We start from the raw sequence: 280 nt of genomic DNA, 5'->3' as shown, positions 1-280 counted from the left end.
GCGCAGGGCAACACGGATTGCCGTCTTGAAATAGCGCGGATTGGCCCGGTAGCTTTCGGCGAGCACGCGGATGTGATGCTCCAGGAAGAGGCTCAGCACCGGGTTGCCGCTCATGTTCTCGAAAGGCCCGGCGGCGCGCCGGTTGGCGCCGCTGAACAGCTGGACTTTCACCGTGCGGGTTTGCGGTGTCTCACCCTTGTCGAGGGTGAGGCGGATCGTGTCCTCGAAAGAGGCCCCATAAAGCTTGTCGTCGGCACTCTTGCGATGATAGGCGTAGGTC

General features: G+C 62.5%; 1 pseudogene. It reads right to left on the bottom strand.

Annotated elements, in window-relative coordinates:
* Window positions 1–280 (bottom strand): annotated as a pseudogene (locus ACZYTC_RS34440) (hypothetical protein); the annotation flags it as partial.

It is taken from the genome of Labrys sp. F242, from assembly GCF_057813875.1.
Note: the sequence above shows the minus strand (reverse complement) of the source record. Positions and strands in the feature narration are given on the sequence as shown.